The following is an 18,300-nucleotide window of genomic DNA, read 5'->3' as shown; positions in this document are numbered from 1 at the left end:
GGATCGCAAGCGACTGTAATCGCTCGCGACCCGCGCCCGCCTGAACGCACCGGTCGCGTCCGGTCGCTCGCGCCTACGGCCCGCGCGCACCCTTCGGCACGAACAGAAAATCGCCGCCGACGTGCCCCGCGTGCCGCAGCTGTCCGTATTGCGGCTCCTGCTGCTCGCCGAATCCGCGCGCGGCGTCTTCGACGCGCGGTGCGATTTCGCGGTAGATCTCCTGCGCCTCGAACGGCTCGCCGCGCTTCTCCAGCGCCGCGATGAACGCCGCGGCGAAGATCGAATGCCGCCCCGCGCCGCCGTCGAGCACTTCGCGGATATTGCCCGAGCTCATCACCTTGCGGCTCGTTACCCCCGCGCGCTGCTTGAGCCACTGCGTGCGCGCGTTCGCCGGCGGCCCGGTCAGCGAATCGGCGACCGAGCGCACCATGACGCCCGCGTAGCACGCGTCGGCGACGACGAGCACCTGCGTCGCGCGCATCACGCCGATCTGGTCGGTGATGTCGCTCGACGAGATGTGGTTGGCGATCGAATCCTTTTCGCCGTCCACGGGCACCCAGTACGCCTGCAGGTTCGCCTTGTCCCACGTGCCGTGGCCGGAGTAGTAGACGAGCAGGTTGTCGTTGTCGCCGAGCTTTTCGCGCAACGCGGACAATGCGCGCAGCGTGTCGGCGCGCGTCGCGTCTTTGAGCAGGGTCACGTCGAAACCGTAGCGTTCGCGCAGCACCGTCGCTACGCGCGTGGCGTCCTCGTGCGGCGTCGCCAGAGAGTCCCAGTGCCGGTAGGCGGCGTTGCCGATCACCAGCGCGAAGTAGCGGCCGGGCTTCTTCGCCGCATCGGACGCCTGCGTCGCCTGCGGCAGCGCGTTTTCGCGCAGCACGAGAAACGGCATCCTGCCGTTGCGGCCGTTCTTGTCGACCACGACGATCTCGACGGGCGTCGTCGGCCCGGTCAGCGCGAGATCGAGCCGCACGTAGCCGTCGGCGTCGGCGGCGACGGGCGTCGCGTTGATCGTCGCCGACGCGATCGGCGACGACGCGCGGATGCGCGCGACGATCGTCTGGTGTGCGTCGTCGCCGCGCACGCGAACCGTCATCAGGCCGCGCACCGCGATCGGCGCGGGCTCGACGAGCTCGATGCTCGGCTGCGCGCCTTCGGCAACCGGCGGCGTCGCCGCCGCGAGATTGTCGATGCCGAGCGCGTAGCGTTCGAGCTGCGCCTGATTCGCGGCGAGTTCCTGCGCGCTCGCGTCGCGCTGCGCCGCGTTCGCGTCGAGCGCGGCTTGCGCGGCGGCCACCGCGGCGGCGTCCGAGCGCGCACGCGCGGCGTCGAGCTCGCCCTGCAGCGTCTCGATACGACGATCGAACGAGCGATGCTGCAGCTGCAATCGTTCGCGTTCGCGACGCAACTCGTCGCGCGCCTGTTCGAGTTCGGCGCGCAGCCGCGCGATTTCGCGCTCGCGCCGTTCCACTTCGCTCGCGTAGACCAGCGGCTGCTCGAGTCCGCCCGCCTTGCGATACAGCGCGAGCGCCGCCGCCGGATCGGCCGGTTTCGCGCCGTAGCCGCGTTCGGTCAGCATCGCGAGCGCCGCCTGCGCCGCTTTGTAGTCCTGCGCCGCCGCGCGCTCGTACCAGCTCGCGGCCTTCGCGCCGTCGGGCTGGCGGCCAAGGCCTTTCTCGTAGATCTGCCCGACGAAGAACTGCGCCTGCGCGTCGCCGTCTTCGGCCGGCGGCAGCCACACGCGCAGCGCGGTCTCGTAGTTCGCGCGATTGGCTTCTTCGTAGTAGCCGCCGCGCAACGCGCAGTCGTGCGCGCTCGTGCGCAGCGCGCGCGCGCGGCCGGTGGTTGCGTATTCGCGGCCGATGCGGATGACCGCGCCGGGCAGTTCGCAGTCGACGACGTCGTAGGCGTCGAGCCGTCCGCCGCCGGCCGGCTGCGTCGCGCAGCCGGCCAGGAACACGAGTAACGCGGTCGCGAGAATGCGCATCATGGCGTTTTCTTCAGAAAGGAATTTTTACGCCGAGCGTGTACCGCGTCGCCCGGTAGTCGGCGCGGCCGAAACTGCGCTCGATGCCGATGAAGCTCGAGATCGGCTGTCCGCGCGTGCCGGTGAGCCACTGCAGGTTGAAGCCGACGCTGCCGTAGCGCTCGTCCGCGTCGTCCTCGGGCACGGCGAACGCGCCGGCGTCGCCCGCGAGGAGGCGTGCGACCATTTCTTCCTGGTCGCGGTCTTCGCCGAAGAATTCGACGCGCAGGCTCGGTATCCACACGCCGCTCCGGCCGCTGAACGCGTATTCGAAGTACGCACCGGTGCTCAGCGTGTCGCTCGAAACGCCGGTGTCGCTCAGGTACAGCGCGTCGATACTGTCGCCGCGTTCGCGGATCGCGTCGATGTCGGCGCGCACGATCTCGTAGCGCAGGAACGGCGTGAACTTGAACGCGTTGCGCGCGAACGCGTAGCCGGCCTCGAACTGCAGCGCGCGCTGGCGGCTGTCCGTGTCGCTGAACAATGCCGAGCCGTCGTACAGTCGGCGCTCGATGTCGTAGCTGTTGCGGCCGACGTTGAAAACGCCGTTCAAATACCAACGGTCGGTCGGCAGCCACTGCCCGAACAGCGAGAAGCTCGTGCCGCTGGCGTCCTGCGCGCCGCCGTTGGCGAGATCGGTCGACGCGCGCATCGCGCCGAGCGCCGCGCCCGCGACGAAGGCCGACGAAAAGCGATAGTCGACGCCGGCCGTGATGCCGCGCGTGGTCACCTTGAAGCCGTTGCGCAGGCCGCCGCGCGAGTCGCGTTCGCCGACGTCGACGTCGCCCGCGACGAAGAAGCCGAACGGCTGCGTGTCGGCACCGGCGCCGTCTTCGCCGTCCTTGCTCTGCGCCGATCCCGCGGCCGGCACGCTCGCGCCGCCGACGCGCACGTTCAGGCCGTTGGCAAAACCGTGGCCGTTGCCGGAACGCGACATCGCGAGATGCGAGCGGATTTGGCTCAACTGCACGCGCGCGGTTTCCACGCTCTGTCGCAGCACGGGCGCGACGAGTTCGGCGGCGGGCCGGATCACCGCGAGCGTCGCGCTGCGCACCGGAATGTCGGTGCACAGGTCGGGCCGGCCGCGCACGCAGACCCGCACGCTCGCCGCGGTCGTGCCGTCGCCGAGCACGAGGCTCGCCGATGCATGGCCTTGCGCGTCGGAGGTAGCGGTCGCGCTGATCGTGCCGGCGTTCGCCGGCTGCAGCGCGAACTCGAGCGTCGCGCCGACGATCGGCTGGCCGTTCGTCGCGGCGACCGTCACCGGCACCGGCGTCGCCGTGCCGGGCATCGCGACGATCGCCTGCGCGTCGATGCCCGAACCGAGCGCGTTCGCGTTCGCGTCGGGGCCGCGCAGCACGACGCTCGCCTGCACCGATGGATCTGTCGCCGACGCGATCGTCACGCGCCGCGAGTTCGATGCGCAGCCCGGCACGAATTCGATCAGCGCCTCGCCGTTCGCGTCGGTGACGACGCTGCCCTGCGACGGCGTGTCGGCCGGCGCGCACGCGGCCTTCGCCGCTGCGGCATCGCCGATCGCGAAGGTCAGACGCTCGTTCGCGGCCGGGCCGCCCTGCGCGCTCGTGGCGCGCACGCGCAGCCGCACCGGTTCGCCGGGCACGAAGACGAGGTCGGTGCCGGTCGTCAGCACGGTCAGCGCACCGGCTCGGCGCGTGATCTGGATCGTCACGGCGTCGCCGTCGATGATCGCGCCGGTGCGTTCGATCGCGCGCACGGCAATGCGATACGTGCCCGGCGGCTGGTTCGCGGGCCAGCGGATCGCGTGCGGCGCCGCGCTCGCCGAACCGACCGGCGTGCCGTTCGCGGTGAACTCGACCGACGCGACGCGATCGTCGGGGTCGGTCAGCGTCGCACGCAGTTCGAACGCGTCGGCCTCGTCGTACGTCGCCCCGTCGCGCGGCGCGGTCAGTACGAGTTCGATGTCGCGCGGCCCGCGCAGGCGCACGACGGTGCTGATCGCCGGCGTCGTGCCGGCCGCGGTCGCGACGGTGAGATTGCGCGCGGTCGTGGCGCAGCTCGGCACGAAGCGGATCGCGATTTCGCCGTTCGCGTCGGTGCGCAGGCTGCCGGTGCGCGGCGTGTCGGACGCCGGACAGACGCCGGGCTGCGCGGTCGAGCCGCCGCCGGCGACGGTCCAGTCGAGATCCTGGTTCGCGACCGGACCCAGGCCGCCGCTCGCGCGGATGCGCACTTCGATTTCGCGGCCCGGCGTGAAGCGCAGGTCGGCGTACGGCGTGACGACGTCGAGCCGCTGCACGCGGCGCAAGACCACGACGCGCACCGGCACGCTCTCGCCGGTTGCGCCGGCGTTGTCGGTGGCACGGGCGACGAGCGTGTAAGTACCGGCCGGCTTGTTCGCGGGAAACGCGATCGAATACGGCGGCGCGGCGTCGGTGCCGATCGACGCGCCGTCGAGCAGAAACTGCACCGACGCGATCGTGCCGTCGGTATCGGCCGCGTTCGCCGAGATCGCGAACGACGCCGGTTCGTCGAACGTCTGGTTGTCGGCGGGCGAGGTGATCTGCGCGGTCGGCGCCTGGTTCGTCGCGGTCGTCACCTGCAGCGGCAGCGTGACGGGCGTCGCGGGCACCGGGTTGTTCGTCGCCGGCTGCGTGTCGTTGAAGACGACGGTGCGCGTGATGGAAAAATTCAACGTCGGCGCGATGCGCGCGTTGTAGTTGCCGGGCGTCGTCAGCGTGAACGTCGCGGTCGACGGACCGCCGACGGCCGGCGGCGGCGTGACGCCGGCGCCGGGCGGCAGCGTCCAGTTGTACGCGCCGTTGTCGAGGCGCACGTTCGCGCCGGTCGTGACCGTGCAGTTCGCCGTCGCGTTCACGGCGAGCGGTGCCGGGCCGCTCGTCTGCGGCGCGGTCAGCGTGCAGTTCGCCGTGACGGCGCCGAGGTGGATGATGTTGTTGCCGGCGGTCGGATCGCACGTCGTCGTCGCGGTGTCGTAGCAGAACCGGATGACGCGGACGCCGGGTGCCGCGCCGACGCTGATGCTGTTCTCGAACTGGCCCGCGGTGAGCGGCGCGGTCGGCGATGCGAGCGCGTCGCCGCCGGGCGACGCGACGATGGCCAGGCGCACCAGCGTCGCGTCGGCCGGAAAATTGCGGGCGCCGAACGGATACGTGGTTCCGGTCGTCGTCACTTGTACACCACTATACGTTTGGGCAAAGCCCACAACGGGCAGCGCGGCCAGCAGCGGCAGGACGCAGCCTGCCAGGCGGCGCAGCGCCGCGCTCCAGCGCCGCTTCTCGTCGCGTTTCATGGTCGAATCCTTGTCAGGGCAGGGGCGCATCGCGCGGCGAGGGGCGAGCGTCGCCGCGCGAGCTTTACACTTATCGCGTCGCGAATCGTCAAACCGTGAACGATTCGGCAGGCCTCACCCGAGCCGGAACGCGACGCGGCGATTGCGCGCGGCATTCGGCGGCGTATCCGCGAGCGGCTCGGTCTTGCCCTTGCCGATCGTGGCCAGTCGCAGTTCGGCGATGCCGTGACGCTCGACGAGATAGCGCTTGACCGCCGCCGCGCGCCGGTCCGACAGCGCGAGATTGTAGGCGTCCGGACCGACCGAATCGGTGTGGCCTTCGATCACGACGGCCGCGTCCGCCTTGAGCAGCTTCAGGCCTTCGGCGATCGAATCGAGCTGCGCGCGCGCGGGCGGCGTCAGGTCGGCCGAGCCGAAGGCGAAAGCGACGGCAACCGCGAGCGTGCCGGGCGCAGCAGCCGGCGCGGGAGCCGGCGCGGTCGACGGCGCCGCGGTCGCGGCGACCTTGACGGGTTTCGGCGACGTTGAAGCGACGGGCCTGGTTTCTACGCCGCCGCCGATGCGCTGGGCCGGTGCATCGGATTCGAGCGACAGGCCGCGCTTCTTGACGGCCGGCTGGAAATCGGCGCCGGCGAGCGCGCGTGCGACGTCGATCGGACGCGGCACCTGGTCGGCGTCGACGTAAACGGTGTCCGCCGCCGCGGCGCCGGACAGCGCGGCGAGTACGGCGAACGCGATCGAGTTCAGGGGGAGCGCATGATCGTGATCCTGTGCGGCAGCCCGCGAGCCGGGCACTCATGGATCGCAGGCTTTCCGCCGACGGTTCACGCGAATTTCGAGACGTTCCGCACACTCCGCGATCGCATGGCGGACGCGACGGCGCGCACGGGACTATTGCGGCGCGGGCGCCTGTGTCGTCGTCGCGGCCACGCGCACGAGGCCGCTGGCGCGCAGCGCTTCGAGCGCGGCGTCGGCGTGTTCGGGCGCGACCGAGAGCCAGTATTCGCCGGACTCGCCGGGACCTCCGACGTACCACGCGTTCGCCGCGGCGAGCGCGACGCGCAGCTGGCCTTCGGTCGCCGACGGATCGAACACGACGCGCAGCGTGACGCGCGAGGCGAGCGCGGCGTCGGTCGCCGGCGACACGGGCGGCGCGGCGCCGCGGTATTTCGTGCGTTCGATGCCGACGAGGAGGCCGGACTGTACGACGATCACGGCGAGCGCCGCGGCGAACGCGGGCTTGAGCCACGTGCCGCCGAACCAGCGCTGCCACAGCGACGGTGCCGGCGTGGCCGGACGCGACGCGGCGGCCGGCGCCGACTCGGCGCGGATGCGCGCGAGCGTGCGAGCCAGGCCCACGTCTTCGGCGACGGGCGCCGCGCTCGTGCGCTGCGCCTGCGCGGCCTGTTGCCAGAACGCGAGTGCGCCGCGCAGCGACGCATCGCGCGCGAGTTCGCGTTCGACGCGCTCGCGCTCGGCGGCGGCAAGCGTGCCGTTGACGTACCACGGCAGTAGGCATTCGACATCGTCACGCATGGTCGCCGACTCCTTCGAGATCGCCCTCGCGCTCGAGCAGGCGGCGCAGGCAGTGCTCGATGTTCTTGCGCGCGTGGAACAGGCGCGTCTTGACCGTGTTTTCCGGACAGTGCTGGATGCCGGCGACGTCGGCGAGCGCGAGACCTTCGTAGAACACGAGGTGCATGCATTCGCGATGCGGCGCCGAGAGTTTTTCCATGCACTGCTTCACGCCGGCCTCGCGCTGCACTTCGGCGATCGCCTCGAACGCGCCGGGATCGCCGCTCGCGAGCGTTTCGGCGAGGTCGTCCGACAGCGGTTCGTTCGCGCGCAGTCCGCGCGCGAGCGTCAGCGTCTTGTTGCGCGCGATGCCGAGCACCCAGGTGCTGACGAGGCAGCTGCCGTCGTAGCGCTCGGGATGTTTCCAGACTTCGAACAGCGTGTCGACGACCACTTCCTCGGCGCGCCCTTCGTCGCGCAGGCCGCGCATCGCGAACGCGAACACGCGGCGCGCGAGCGCGCGGTGCAAGGTCGCGAACGCGGCCTCGTCGCGTGCGACGACGCGGCGCAGCAGTTCACGAGCGATGTCGTTGTCCATGGACGCGTCTGCAGGGTCCGTTGCGGTCCCCGGCAGTATAAGCGTGCCGAACTCGACGGAGTACGACGGCCGCCATGCGACGGCGCACGTGTCCGCTTCGGTCGCGCCGCGCGCCGCGCGCGTCATTCGATGAGACATGTGGAATTCCGCAGGTCGTAGAGGCGCATCGCTTCGCGCCCGTCGCCGAGCTGTACCGCGCGCAGGCTTTCGGGCGGCACCGACCGCACCGGGCGTTCGACGATCAGGCGGCCTTCCTGCCAGCAGCGCAGCACGCGCGAGGTCTGCCCGTGCGAGCGCGCCGCGCGGTCGATCTCGTCGGCGTCGCCTTCGCCGGCATCGGCGAGCAGCGCCGGCGGCGGCTCGGCCGGCGTCGTCCGCTCGGCGGCGATCGCGCAGGCGCCGAACGCGGCGAGCGCAAGACCGAGGTATCGCGGCGATGTCATCGTCAGTTCTCCAGGCGGTTGGCGACGAGGCCGGCGCCGCGGCCGTGGAAGTCGATAGCGATGCGCGCGAGCGGCGCGCCGAGCGCGGCGAACCGCGCGTCGAGCGCATCGATGCTGTCCACGCCGCGGATCGGCGTCAGATCGGGCCCGGCGAGCGCGCGCGGCAGCTTGCCGGCGAGCGAGTCGGGGCTCGTGTAGCAGCGCAGCACCTGCGGCGCCTGCGCGTGCGGCGTGATGCGGAACGTGCCGGGCGGCGGCAGGTCGAGCGCCGTGCCGGGCGCGACGGCGGCGTCGCGCTGCCAGCGGTTCGGGTAGACGCGCGCGATGGCGCCGCCCTCGTCGCGCAGGAAGCAGTACAGATGCGTCTTCGCGGTCGGGTCGATGCGAAAGCCGACCTGCTCGCCGCCGTCGCGCGGCACGACGGTGATCGCGAGGCCCAGCTGCGTCGCGGCGAGGCCCTGCATGCGCGCGGCGGCGAGTTCGCCGACCTTCGCCTGGTCGGCGTCGAAATGCGCGCGCAGCACGTCGAGGGAAAATTGTCCGGAATATTCAATTCCGAGCGCTTCGACGTACGCCTGGTAGGCGAGCTTGAAGCGCGCGGGATCGGTCGGCTTGCCGTCGTCGGGAATCAGGCCCAGCGTCGTCAGGTGGCGCACGAAGAACGCGAGTTTCTCCGCGCCGCCCATGCCGTTGTGCCAGTCCTCGATTTCGGCCGCGACGTCGGCCTGTTTCGAATCGATGCCGAGGCAGCGCCAGTACGGCACCTTGTTGAGCTTGCCTATGAGCTCGATCGCCGACAGCTCGACGAGATTGCGCACGGCCACGCTCTTGCCGTCGGACTTGGAGAAGCTCGTCATGAAATTGACGCCGAGCTTCGACACCGCGGCTTCGCCGTCGAGTCCCTTGCCTTCCTGCAGCACGGCCGCGGTATTGCGCGCGTTGACGCCGGGCACGACCGAGAAGTCGCTCGTGCGCAGCGCCGCGAGATCGAGGCCGATGAGGTTCACCGACGAGCTCTTCGACGCGCCGAAGCCGAAAAAATTCTTGCTCGCGATGCCGAGCGTCGCGCCGGCGTCGGCGGTCTTCTTCGCGAGATTGTCGTCGAACTGCGTGATCGAGCCGCGCACCGCGTAGGTCGGAATCAGCTCGGGCTGGAACGCCGCGAGCGAGTTCGACTGCAGCATGTACGACGACAGGTTCTTCGTGTCGTCGCCGAAAGCGACGGTGCGGATCGCACGGCTGCGGCGCGTCATCTGGCTCATCGCCGTGATGAACATGTCGGTCGTGCCGGCCGGCACTTTCTGCGTCTTGTCGTCGATGTTCTCGACGAGGATCGACGCCTGCGCGCCGTAGGTTTCGAGCAGGCCGTCCATGCAGCGCAGCGCGTCGTCGAAGTTCGTGACGGTGCGCTCGACCGGCAGCATCGGGCCGCGCCGCAGGTCCTGGTAGGCGCCGACGACCGGCGCGCGCGTGTTCGCGGTCGAGCAGCCGGCCAGAGCGGTCACGAGGAGGCTCGTGCATAGCGGGATCGCGCGTCGGGCGTTCATGGCGGTCACTGATTGCACAGCTGCACGACGTTGCCGGTGACGACCGTCACCACGCGGCGCGGCGTCGGGCCGTTCGCGCGCGTCGGGCTCTTGGTCGAGCCGATGTCCATATTGCAGCCGCTCTGCTGCTCGTCCTCGCCGCCGGCGCCGTTGTTGCGGCGCCTGCCGCCGTCGTCGTAGCGTTTCATCTTGGACATTTCCTTGACGACGCTGGCGCGGATGTCGTCGTTGAGATCCTTGATGCCCAGGCCGGTGCTGCCGGCGAGCGACGTCGCGGAAAACGCGCACAGGATCAGGGCTGCGGCGATACGCATGGCGTACTCCTCGTGCTGGCATGAGGGCGAGGGTCCCGGTGCGGCGGCGCGCGCTGCATCGCGCTGCGCGAGCGATCCTTGCGTGGATCGTGTCGACCGCTCCCCGGCGCAACCCGCCGGGACCCTCGCGAAGGCGCCGTCTTACTCGGCGTTGCCGAGCTTGACGTTCTGGTCGGACTTCGAACCGAGCACGGCCGCGTTCGTGACGATGATGTTCTTCGCCGTCACCGTCGCCTGGCCGCCGTTCGCCGAGTTGCCGATCTCGAGGTTCTGCTTGGCGCTGGAACCGAGCACCGCGGCGTTCGTTTGAATGAGGTTGTCGAATTTCACCGTCGACGTGCCGCCGCCGGTCGCGTTGCCGACGCGCGTGGACTGTTCGGCGGTCGAGCCGAGCACCGCGGCGTTCGTCACGATCATGTTCTTGCCGGTGACCGACGAGGTGCCGCCGTCTTTCGCGTTGCCGACTTCGATGTTCTGCTTGGCGGTGGAGCCGAGCACGGCGGCGTTGGTGGCGATGACGTTGTCGATCTTGACGTCGGACTTGCTCTTCTGCGCGAACGCGGCGGGCGAGCAGGCGAGGGCGAAAGCGAGCGCGGCGATGATGCGAGCATTCATGGTGGATCTCCTTGGAAGAGGCACTGTCAGGCCCGCATCAGGTCGCGGGCGTTGCCGATGCGCCGCGCGTTCCGTCGTCCGGCAACGCGCCTTGCATTCGTGCCGTCTATCGCGCGGAGGCCGCGAGAGGTTCACTCGATTGTGCGACGGGGTTCACTCTTCGGAACATTGCGTCACAGCAGCGCGCGGATGCGGTACAGCGCCTCGAGCGCGGCCTTGGGCGTCAGCTCGTCGGGATCGATCTCGCGCAGCGCGCGTTCGACCGCCGACGGCGCGGCGAACAGGCCCATCTGCCGCGGCGCCTCGAGCGCGGCCTGCGTCGTCGCCGGGGCAGCGGCGGCCGTTGCCGGCTGCTGTTCGAGCGCGGCGAGATAGCGCCGCGCCGCGCCGATCACGGGCTTGGGCAGACCCGCGAGCGCGGCCACCTGCAGGCCGAAGCTGCGGTTCGCCGGGCCTTCCTTGACCGCGTGCATGAACACGAGGCTGTCGCCGTATTCGATCGCGTCGAGGTGCACGTTGGCGATGCCGGAATACTGCGCGGAGAGTTCGGTCAGCTCGAAGTAGTGCGTCGCGAACAGCGTGTACGCACGGTTCGCGGTCGCGAGCTGCACCGCGCACGCCTTGGCGAGCGCGAGGCCGTCGTAGGTCGACGTGCCGCGGCCGACCTCGTCCATCAGCACGAGGCTGTGCTGCGTCGCATTGTGCAGAATGTTCGCCGTTTCGGACATCTCGACCATGAACGTCGACTGCCCGCGCGACAGGTCGTCGCCCGCGCCGATGCGCGTGAAGATGCGGTCGATCGTGCCGATCGTCGCGGCGTCGGCCGGCACGTAGCTGCCGATGTGCGCGAGCAGCACGATCAGCGCGGCCTGGCGCATGTACGTCGACTTGCCGCCCATGTTCGGCCCGGTGATCACGAGCATGCGGCGCGATTCGTCGAGCGCGAGGTCGTTCGGTTCGAACGGATCGTCGCGCACCTGTTCGACGACCGGATGGCGGCCGCGCACGATGCGGATGCCGGCGCCCGCGTCGAATTCCGGCGCGACCCAGTTCAGCGCGTCGGCGCGTTCGGCGAGCGTCGCCAGCACGTCGAGTTCGGCGATCGCGCCGGCGGCGTCCTTCAGCGCGCGCAGGTTGACGTTGAGATCGTCGAGGATCTGCTCGTACAGCGCGCGTTCGCGCATCAGCGAGCGTTCGCGCGCCGACAGCACCTTGTCCTCGAAGCCCTTGAGTTCTTCGGTGATGTAGCGTTCGGCGCCCTTGATCGTCTGGCGGCGCGTGTAGTGCGTCGGCGCGCGCGCCGCGTTCGCGTGGCTGATTTCGATGTAGTAGCCGTGCACGCGGTTGTAGCCGACCTTGAGCGTCGGAATGCCGCTGGCTTCGCGCTCGCGCGCTTCGAGGTCGATCAGGAACTGGTCGGCGTTCGTCGACAGCGTGCGCAGCTCGTCGAGTTCGGCGTCGAAGCCGGTGCGCATCACGCCGCCGTCGCGCAGCAGGGCCGGCGGCTGGTCGACGAGCGCGGCGGCGAGATATTGCGCCGTGTCGCCGTGTTCGCCGATGCGCGCGAGCAGCGAGGCCAGCAGCGGACTGTCGGCGCCGTCGACGTCGGCACGCAGGCGCGGCAGCTGCGCGAGGCCGTCGCGCAAGGTGGAAAGGTCGCGCGGGCGCGCCGAACGCAGCGCGACGCGCGCGAGGATGCGTTCGAGATCGCCGACGCCGCGCAGCGTCTCGCGCAGCGCTTCGAGGCGGCGCGCTTCGATCAGCGCGGCGATCGCGCGATAGCGCTGGCGCAGCGTGGCGTGGTCGCGCAGCGGGCGATGCAGCCAGCGCTTCAATGCGCGCGCGCCCATCGGCGTCACGCTGCGGTCGATCACGCCGAGCAGCGTGTGCTCGTTGCGGCCGCTCGCGTGGGTGTCGAGCTCGAGATTGCGGCGCGTCGCGGCGTCGAGCGCCACGGTGTCGGCGGCGTTTTCGACCGCGAGGCCGGACAGGTGCGGCAGCGCGCTCTTCTGCGTTTCCTCGACGTAGCCGAGCAGGCCGCCGGCCGCGGCGACGGCGAGCGGCAGGCCTTCGCAGCCGAAGCCGGACAGATCCTTCGTGCCGAAAAAGCGGCAGAGTTGCCTTGTGGCGGTTTCCAGATCGAAATGCCACGGCGCGCGCTTGCGCAGGCCCGGCAGTTCGGTGACGAAGCGCGGCCAGGCGACGTCTTCGCCGACGAGCGTCTCTGCGGGCGCGAGGCGCGCGAGTTCGGACGCGAGCGCTTCGGCGGTCGCCGCTTCGGTCAACAGGAAGCGGCCGCTGGCGAGATCGACCCAGGCGAGGCCGTAGCTCGTCTTGCCGGCGGTGATGGCGAGCAGGAAGTTGTCGCGGCGTTCTTCGAGCAGCGCCTCGTCGGTGACGGTGCCCGGTGTCACGACGCGCACGACCTTGCGTTCGACGATGCCCTTGGCGAGCGCGGGATCGCCGATCTGCTCGCAGATGGCAACCGACTCGCCGAGTTTGATCAGACGCGCCAGATACCCTTCGGCCGAATGATGCGGCACGCCGGCCATCGGAATCGGCGCGCCGGCCGAGTTGCCGCGCTGGGTCAGCGTGATGTCGAGAAGGCGCGCGGCCTTGCGCGCGTCGTCGTAGAACAGCTCGTAGAAATCGCCCATGCGGAAGAACACGAGCGTGTCGGGGTAGTCGGCTTTCGCGGCGAAGTACTGCCGCATGAGCGGGGTGTGTTCCGGGGTAGCCTTGCTGCCATTGGAATCGTTCACATCGTTACCTGGTTTCGCTGAATTCTTGTCGCCGTGCGTCATTCAACGGCCGATGTACGCATCGGGGCACGTCCGTTGCATTCCGGGTTGCAGTCGACCTTCCCCCGACGTTTCCGTTTTCCGGGCCCCGGGGAGGGAATCTCCCGGCGTCGCGCTGCCTCGGACTTTGGATATCGAGCGGCGTGCCGAGTCCCGCAGGACGCAAACGACGCATTGTCCATGTCCGAAGGCTCACCCGCATGCCCGCTTTTTTGACACCATCGCGTCGCACCCACGGGTTCGTCATGGCCGTCGGCGCGAGGGGGAGGATCGGAGCTTGCGACCGACGTCAGCACGATCCGGCACGACGCGTCGCCGGCTTGCCGTGCGAGGACGTTGCCTATCGTGACAGTAGGGTTTTTGCGGCGCGTAGCGCGAAGCCTTCGGCAACCGAGGCATGCAGTCGCCATCCCTTGCCACTGCTGTCCTGGATGGGAAAACGGTCGGACGGTGTTACCTACTGACAACATGGGAGACGGATGATGAGCAGCGAGTCCGAATACTACGCAGAAGGTCTGGTGCCGTCGATCTTGCGGTGGTTCAAGGAAACGGGGGCGGGCAACTGGCCGACGTTTCACATGCAACTGGATGGCGGGCTTCCGGACGAGTATCGGCTTTTGCCGGTAGCCCGGCTCGTCGGTCCGTCCGACATGATGTTGGGTAGCGCCACGGTAATCAACAAAGATTGGGCGCTCGCAGTTTCGCATTGCCTGTCGAGCGACCCGGAGGATCTGCAGCTTTACACTATTTCCGGAAAGCGTGACGACGTGCCGGTCTACAACAGAGTGGACACGGTGCACTGGCAGGACGGTTTTTGCGCTCGCGTCGGCGACAACTGTTGGCATCCGCGCGCGTCCGAGTTCACCGGTCTGCGCGATCAGATCGTGCTTCTGCATCTCGCCGAACCGATGGACGAGTTCAATCTGGACTATGCACAGCTCCCGGGAGAAGCTTGTCCGGAAGCCGACGACCATGTGCTGGTTGCGGGCTACGGTGAAGATCGGGACGGCAACTACCCGACGTATCCTCAGATGGCGTTCGCCCGCTATCTGGAGCCTCGCACGCAATGGAGAGGCGCGATCTACCGGGATCGCCATGTGCTCCTGAACGGCATGGTGCGCAAGTACGACAGCGGCGCACCGTTGTTCCTCCCGGATTTTTCGATCTTGAAGCATTGGACCCGTCTGCTGGGTCTGCATACGACGCGCAGCGACATGAACGCGCGGAGGAGCGGCATGTCCGAGGAAGGCATTGCGACGTTTCTACCATTGTCGCCGGCAGTCCAGGCATGGATCTACAAGGCTTCCGGGATGGCGCCTCCGCCGTTGGACGTCAAGGTCTCTGAAGAATTTGTCCTGCGCAATGCGCACAATTGCCTTCGCGTCCGCAGCGACGATGCATTGTGCAACGAGATCGACTCGCTGGGGCGGCGGGCCGCCTGGGCACTCAACTCGGTGGCCTCGGCGAACGGTATCTTCAAGAAGTGCGAACGGGTCGAAATATACGAAGCGAAAGACAGGTTGCCCTACATGAGGTTCGTAGACCGCAGCGGATTGCGCGGACAGCCTATTCTGCTGAACCGGGATCCGACGGACCACTGGTTCTACGGCATTGATGCCAATCGCACGGAATTTTACGTGTTTGCCAGACCCGATGGCAGCACGTTTCAGGACGTGGTCTGTCGGCGCATTCGAATCGAAGCATTCGTGGCGGGTAGCGAACGTATCCGGCCCGGACCGCACAATATCCAGGATGCGAAAAAACTAAACCTGGATACTCGCGAGAAGGTGATCTGCGATGGGACCTTGTCGCCAGACGGCGCGCCGGTCGCGCGCGGCGCCGAAAATCCGGATCAGGACGACCAGACGAACGGCTATGAAAAGCCACGCTGACCACTGCAGGTTCTCCGTATCGAGGCGATAGATTCGATGGCGACCAGGCCATTCCACCGCGTTGCGTGGGCGCTCTTGTGCGGTTGCTTCGTCGGTGTTGCCGGCGACAGCGCGGTGGCAGCCGGCGTCGTCGATTCGACGCCGCCTGACCGCATATCCTGCAGTGGCGATGTCCGCGAGATGACGCTGCCGCCGGCTCCCGCGAGTCTGGTCTTCGTGCTCGACCCGGCAAGCGACGAACGCCCAGGCGCTGCGCCTGCGCTGCGAATTCTCGTCCTGAAAGAAAACGGTCGCGACCTTGAGTGGTCGTCGGCACCATCCGCTTCCGAATCGGCTTCGTTCACTGGAATGGAGTCTCGCCCGCCGCGGTTGGGAATGGCAGCGCTGGCGGTTGAAAAGGGGCAGCGTATTGAAGTCAGGGCCGTGCACGGCGATGCCGGTGCCCCCCTGTTGCTGCAACTGCATTGCGCGCCGACGAAACAAATTCAGGAACTGCCGGGGTGCATTGCGCGCGCCGAAAAACTTCTCAACGGCGAAAATGTCGAGGTCGACGCCAAAGCGTCGCCATACTGCCAGGCATTGCAGCTGCATGCGGCGGCGACACGCGCTTCGCGCCAGGCCAAGCCGATCGAGTCGTTGGAACTCTATCGCGTCGCACGTACGCGCTGGCTGGAGGCCGGCGACGCCGTTCGCGAAGCGGCCGCCATGCTCGGTGCCGTCGAGCAGCTGACCCGGCTTGGGCAGTTTGCGCAGGCTCGCGATCTTGCGCGCGAGGCGCAGTTGCTCAACCGCAAAGCGGGCAATCGCTATTTCATGGTGCGTGCGCAGATCGAGGGTTGTCTGGCGATGCGCAATCTTGGCCTTGCGCAACCGGCGCACCGATGCCTGGAACCGTTACCCGCAGAACTAGAGAAGTTGGGCGAGTGGAACGATGCTGCGAACAACTATGTCAACTTGGCGCAGTTCGCCCTGGACGACGGCCGGTTCGAGGCAGCACGCGAGGTGTTGCACCGGGCAACACGGATTTCCGGAACGCAGATCACGCCGTTGACGGCCGGGCGCCTCGCGCGACTACGCGCCGCGCTTGCGGCCGGAGAGGGGCGTATCGCCGATGCCCTCACCGCGTCGAACGATGCGCTGTCGGAGTTCGAGCGAGCGAAAGATACGCGCTGGCAGGCCAATGTCTATCTCGATGTGGCGGAACTCTATCGCGCCGTCGGCGCTACGGCCGAGGCCCGCATTTACGTGGACGCTGCTTTGCAGTTCCTTGAAACCGCACAGGCGAAGGCGCGCAGGGCTTCGGCTTTGTGGTTGCGGGCGCGGATAGAACGCGATACCGGAAATACCTTGGCCGCCCTGGTCGATCTGAGAACCGCAAAAGCGTTGTTCGTGGCGCTCGACATGCCGTTGGCGGCCTATGAAGCGGAACTTGACGAGAAAGAATGGGACGACGGCAACGCCACGCCGTTCGCGCTCCCGAACCCGGCTGTTGAATTGCCGGTTCGCCTGCGCTGGCGGCGCGATCTTCTGGCGGCGACACGCGCATTGCATCAAGGCGACTTGCACGCCGTTGATGCGTTCCTTGCGGCGAAGCAGGGAGATGCGAGTCTGGACATGCGACTGGCCGTCGAACTGTTGCAAGCGCGTCGGGATGCGGCGCTGGGACAGGTCGTGCAAGCGCTGTCGCGGCTTGGAGCCAGCGCGGATCGCATCGTCGAGTTGGCATGGCGTGCGCAGGAGCCCGGTCTGCGGCAGATGGCGGCGCAGCGACTGGTCGGCGTACGCCGAACCTTCATTGATATTGCGCTGGGCGCGGCCGACGGAGCGCGGCCGGACATCGAATCGCTGTGGAAAATGCTGGCGCTTACACAACCGCGTTCGCTGCTCGTTTTGCCGGGGCACGCCCGGTCCGGCACCCGATCTGCCGATTTCGAGCGCGCGTTGGCCAGCGAATTGTTGATGCCTCAGGGTTCTTCCAAGGTCACGCCCTTGGCGGCCCAGCGCGCGTTGTTGCGAGTCTGGTCGCGTGCGTCCGGCGAGCCGCGACCCCGATCGCTCGTACCTTTGCTGGCCGATATTCGCCGTCACCTTCCGGACGATGCGCTGGTTCTGATTCCCCTGATCGGCGAGAAGCAAGCGGCCGTTCTCGCGGTGTCGGCGAAGAGTGCGACGCTGGGGCCGGGCGTCGACGCGGCGACGCTACTGAAAACGTCGGCCGATTTGACCCTACTCACGGCCGACCGTACGAGTTCGGTCAACGCGATCAAGACGGCAGGTATCGCGACGGGCCGTTTGTTGCTTCCGGCGGCGGCACAGGCTCCCGCCGAGCTGCTCGTTGTCGAGGATCCGTCGTTGTCCGGCGTGCCCTATGCGGCGGTCGTCTGGCCCACGACAGACGAGCCTTTGGTCACGACAACGAAAACCAGCGTCGTGACGTTGGCACGATGGCGCGATCAGGAAGCGCCTCCCACTGCAGCGAGCGTGTTTGTCGCTTTACCTCGCGTGGAGAGCAGTACGCTTTCGCCCATGGCGTTCGCGCAAGGCGAGGCAGAGATTGTTCGCGCAGCGTTGCCGAGCCAGGCCGCGACGCTCGTCCAAACGCATGAATTGTCCGCGCGCGGGTTGATGGCGGCGCTGGAAAAGAAACACGCCTGGGTGCATGTCGCTGCGCATGGACAAACCCGAGCAGGTTTGCAGGGCTATTCGGGATTGTGGCTGCCGTCGTCGCGAGACGGCGAACCGGATCAGTTTCTGAGTTGGATGAGTCTTGTCTCTCAACCCGTGGGGGCCGACTTGCTGGTCTTGAATGCGTGCGAAACGGCGAGCACCGACCTTGCGCGCACCGGCGTTGCGACGAACTTCGCCGAGGCGTTGTCCGCTGCGGGCGTCGACGACGTCGTGGCGTCGCGCTGGTCTTTGAGCGAGTCCGCAAGCCGGGTCTGGTTGCCGCCGTTCTACGCCGAGATAGGAAAGCACGGTATCGCCGGCACGTCTGCATCGCTTCGAGACGCACAGCTTGCGCTGCGCGAGAGCCGGCATTTCCGGCATCCGTTCTACTGGGCTTCGATTACGCATTTCAGTCGAGGGTTTCCGAAGCACCATCGGCAAAGTCAAGTTGCACCGACTACCGCGCGGTAGCGAGGCGTCAACCGTACCGGCGAATAAGTACTGCTCGGTTGCGCGCGCGTTCCACCGTCCAGGACTCGGTGCGCCTGTACGACGGCGGTTTCGCGGAGCTGGCCCGTGCTGTGCACTCT

General features: G+C 68.2%; 12 protein-coding genes. 2 read left to right on the top strand and 10 right to left on the bottom strand.

Annotated elements, in window-relative coordinates; all coding sequences use genetic code 11:
• Positions 1–73: 73 nt before the first annotated feature.
• From OD750_RS22985 to mutS, 10 genes are all read right to left on the bottom strand, one after another.
• Entirely contained in the window at positions 74–1,990 is a 1,917-nt protein-coding gene (locus OD750_RS22985) for a caspase family protein (protein ID WP_263540592.1), read from the bottom strand.
• Between the two features lie 10 nt (positions 1,991–2,000).
• Positions 2,001–5,318 (bottom strand): autotransporter domain-containing protein, encoded by a 3,318-nt coding sequence (locus OD750_RS22980; protein WP_263540591.1) that lies wholly within the window; start codon positions 5,316–5,318, stop codon positions 2,001–2,003.
• Positions 5,319–5,432: 114 nt separating this feature from the next.
• Entirely contained in the window at positions 5,433–6,113 is a 681-nt protein-coding gene (locus tag OD750_RS22975) for an OmpA family protein (protein ID WP_263540590.1), read from the bottom strand.
• A 96-nt stretch (positions 6,114–6,209) separates the two neighbouring features.
• Positions 6,210–6,854, bottom strand: coding sequence for a hypothetical protein (locus tag OD750_RS22970; protein WP_263540589.1), 645 nt, complete (start codon positions 6,852–6,854; stop codon positions 6,210–6,212).
• Positions 6,847–7,431, bottom strand: a complete 585-nt coding sequence (locus tag OD750_RS22965; RefSeq protein WP_263540588.1) for an RNA polymerase sigma factor — start codon at positions 7,429–7,431, stop codon at positions 6,847–6,849. The genes OD750_RS22970 and OD750_RS22965 overlap by 8 nt, the downstream gene beginning before the upstream one ends.
• A 122-nt stretch (positions 7,432–7,553) precedes the next feature.
• Positions 7,554–7,874 (bottom strand): hypothetical protein, encoded by a 321-nt coding sequence (locus OD750_RS22960; RefSeq protein ID WP_263540587.1) that lies wholly within the window; start codon positions 7,872–7,874, stop codon positions 7,554–7,556.
• Positions 7,875–7,876: 2 nt separating this feature from the next.
• Positions 7,877–9,421, bottom strand: a complete 1,545-nt coding sequence (locus OD750_RS22955; RefSeq protein WP_263540586.1) for a DUF4384 domain-containing protein — start codon at positions 9,419–9,421, stop codon at positions 7,877–7,879.
• A 5-nt stretch (positions 9,422–9,426) separates the two neighbouring features.
• Complete coding sequence (locus tag OD750_RS22950) at positions 9,427–9,735, bottom strand: hypothetical protein (protein ID WP_263540585.1); 309 nt, start codon at positions 9,733–9,735, stop codon at positions 9,427–9,429.
• 141 nt (positions 9,736–9,876) lie between these two features.
• Entirely contained in the window at positions 9,877–10,350 is a 474-nt protein-coding gene (locus OD750_RS22945) for a hypothetical protein (RefSeq protein WP_263540584.1), read from the bottom strand.
• Between the two features lie 173 nt (positions 10,351–10,523).
• On the bottom strand, positions 10,524–13,064 hold the full coding sequence (gene mutS / locus OD750_RS22940; protein ID WP_263540734.1) for a DNA mismatch repair protein MutS: 2,541 nt from the start codon (positions 13,062–13,064) through the stop codon (positions 10,524–10,526).
• A gap of 569 nt (positions 13,065–13,633) precedes the next feature.
• On the opposite strand from mutS, the gene OD750_RS22935 reads away from it, so the two are divergent.
• Positions 13,634–15,043, top strand: coding sequence for a trypsin-like serine protease (locus OD750_RS22935; protein ID WP_263540583.1), 1,410 nt, complete (start codon positions 13,634–13,636; stop codon positions 15,041–15,043).
• A gap of 36 nt (positions 15,044–15,079) precedes the next feature.
• Complete coding sequence (locus OD750_RS22930) at positions 15,080–18,181, top strand: CHAT domain-containing protein (protein WP_263540582.1); 3,102 nt, start codon at positions 15,080–15,082, stop codon at positions 18,179–18,181.
• The last annotated feature ends 119 nt before the right edge of the window (positions 18,182–18,300 follow it).

The organism is Tahibacter soli, assembly GCF_025717065.2.
Classification (GTDB): domain Bacteria; phylum Pseudomonadota; class Gammaproteobacteria; order Xanthomonadales; family Rhodanobacteraceae; genus Tahibacter; species Tahibacter soli.
Note: the sequence above shows the minus strand (reverse complement) of the source record. Positions and strands in the feature narration are given on the sequence as shown.

Excerpts from the sequence above, each read along its gene's own strand:
- OD750_RS22960 (WP_263540587.1), bottom strand. The coding sequence starts at position 7,874 with ATGACATCGCCGCGATACCTCGGTCTTGCGCTCGCCGCGTTCGGCGCC.
- OD750_RS22935 (WP_263540583.1), top strand. The coding sequence starts at position 13,634 with ATGAGCAGCGAGTCCGAATACTACGCAGAAGGTCTGGTGCCGTCGATC.
- OD750_RS22945 (WP_263540584.1), bottom strand. The coding sequence starts at position 10,350 with ATGAATGCTCGCATCATCGCCGCGCTCGCTTTCGCCCTCGCCTGCTCG.
- OD750_RS22930 (WP_263540582.1), top strand. The coding sequence starts at position 15,080 with ATGGCGACCAGGCCATTCCACCGCGTTGCGTGGGCGCTCTTGTGCGGT.
- mutS (WP_263540734.1), bottom strand. The coding sequence starts at position 13,064 with ATGCGGCAGTACTTCGCCGCGAAAGCCGACTACCCCGACACGCTCGTG.
- OD750_RS22980 (WP_263540591.1), bottom strand. The coding sequence starts at position 5,318 with ATGAAACGCGACGAGAAGCGGCGCTGGAGCGCGGCGCTGCGCCGCCTG.
- OD750_RS22985 (WP_263540592.1), bottom strand. The coding sequence starts at position 1,990 with ATGATGCGCATTCTCGCGACCGCGTTACTCGTGTTCCTGGCCGGCTGC.
- OD750_RS22965 (WP_263540588.1), bottom strand. The coding sequence starts at position 7,431 with ATGGACAACGACATCGCTCGTGAACTGCTGCGCCGCGTCGTCGCACGC.
- OD750_RS22950 (WP_263540585.1), bottom strand. The coding sequence starts at position 9,735 with ATGCGTATCGCCGCAGCCCTGATCCTGTGCGCGTTTTCCGCGACGTCG.
- OD750_RS22955 (WP_263540586.1), bottom strand. The coding sequence starts at position 9,421 with ATGAACGCCCGACGCGCGATCCCGCTATGCACGAGCCTCCTCGTGACC.
- OD750_RS22970 (WP_263540589.1), bottom strand. The coding sequence starts at position 6,854 with ATGCGTGACGATGTCGAATGCCTACTGCCGTGGTACGTCAACGGCACG.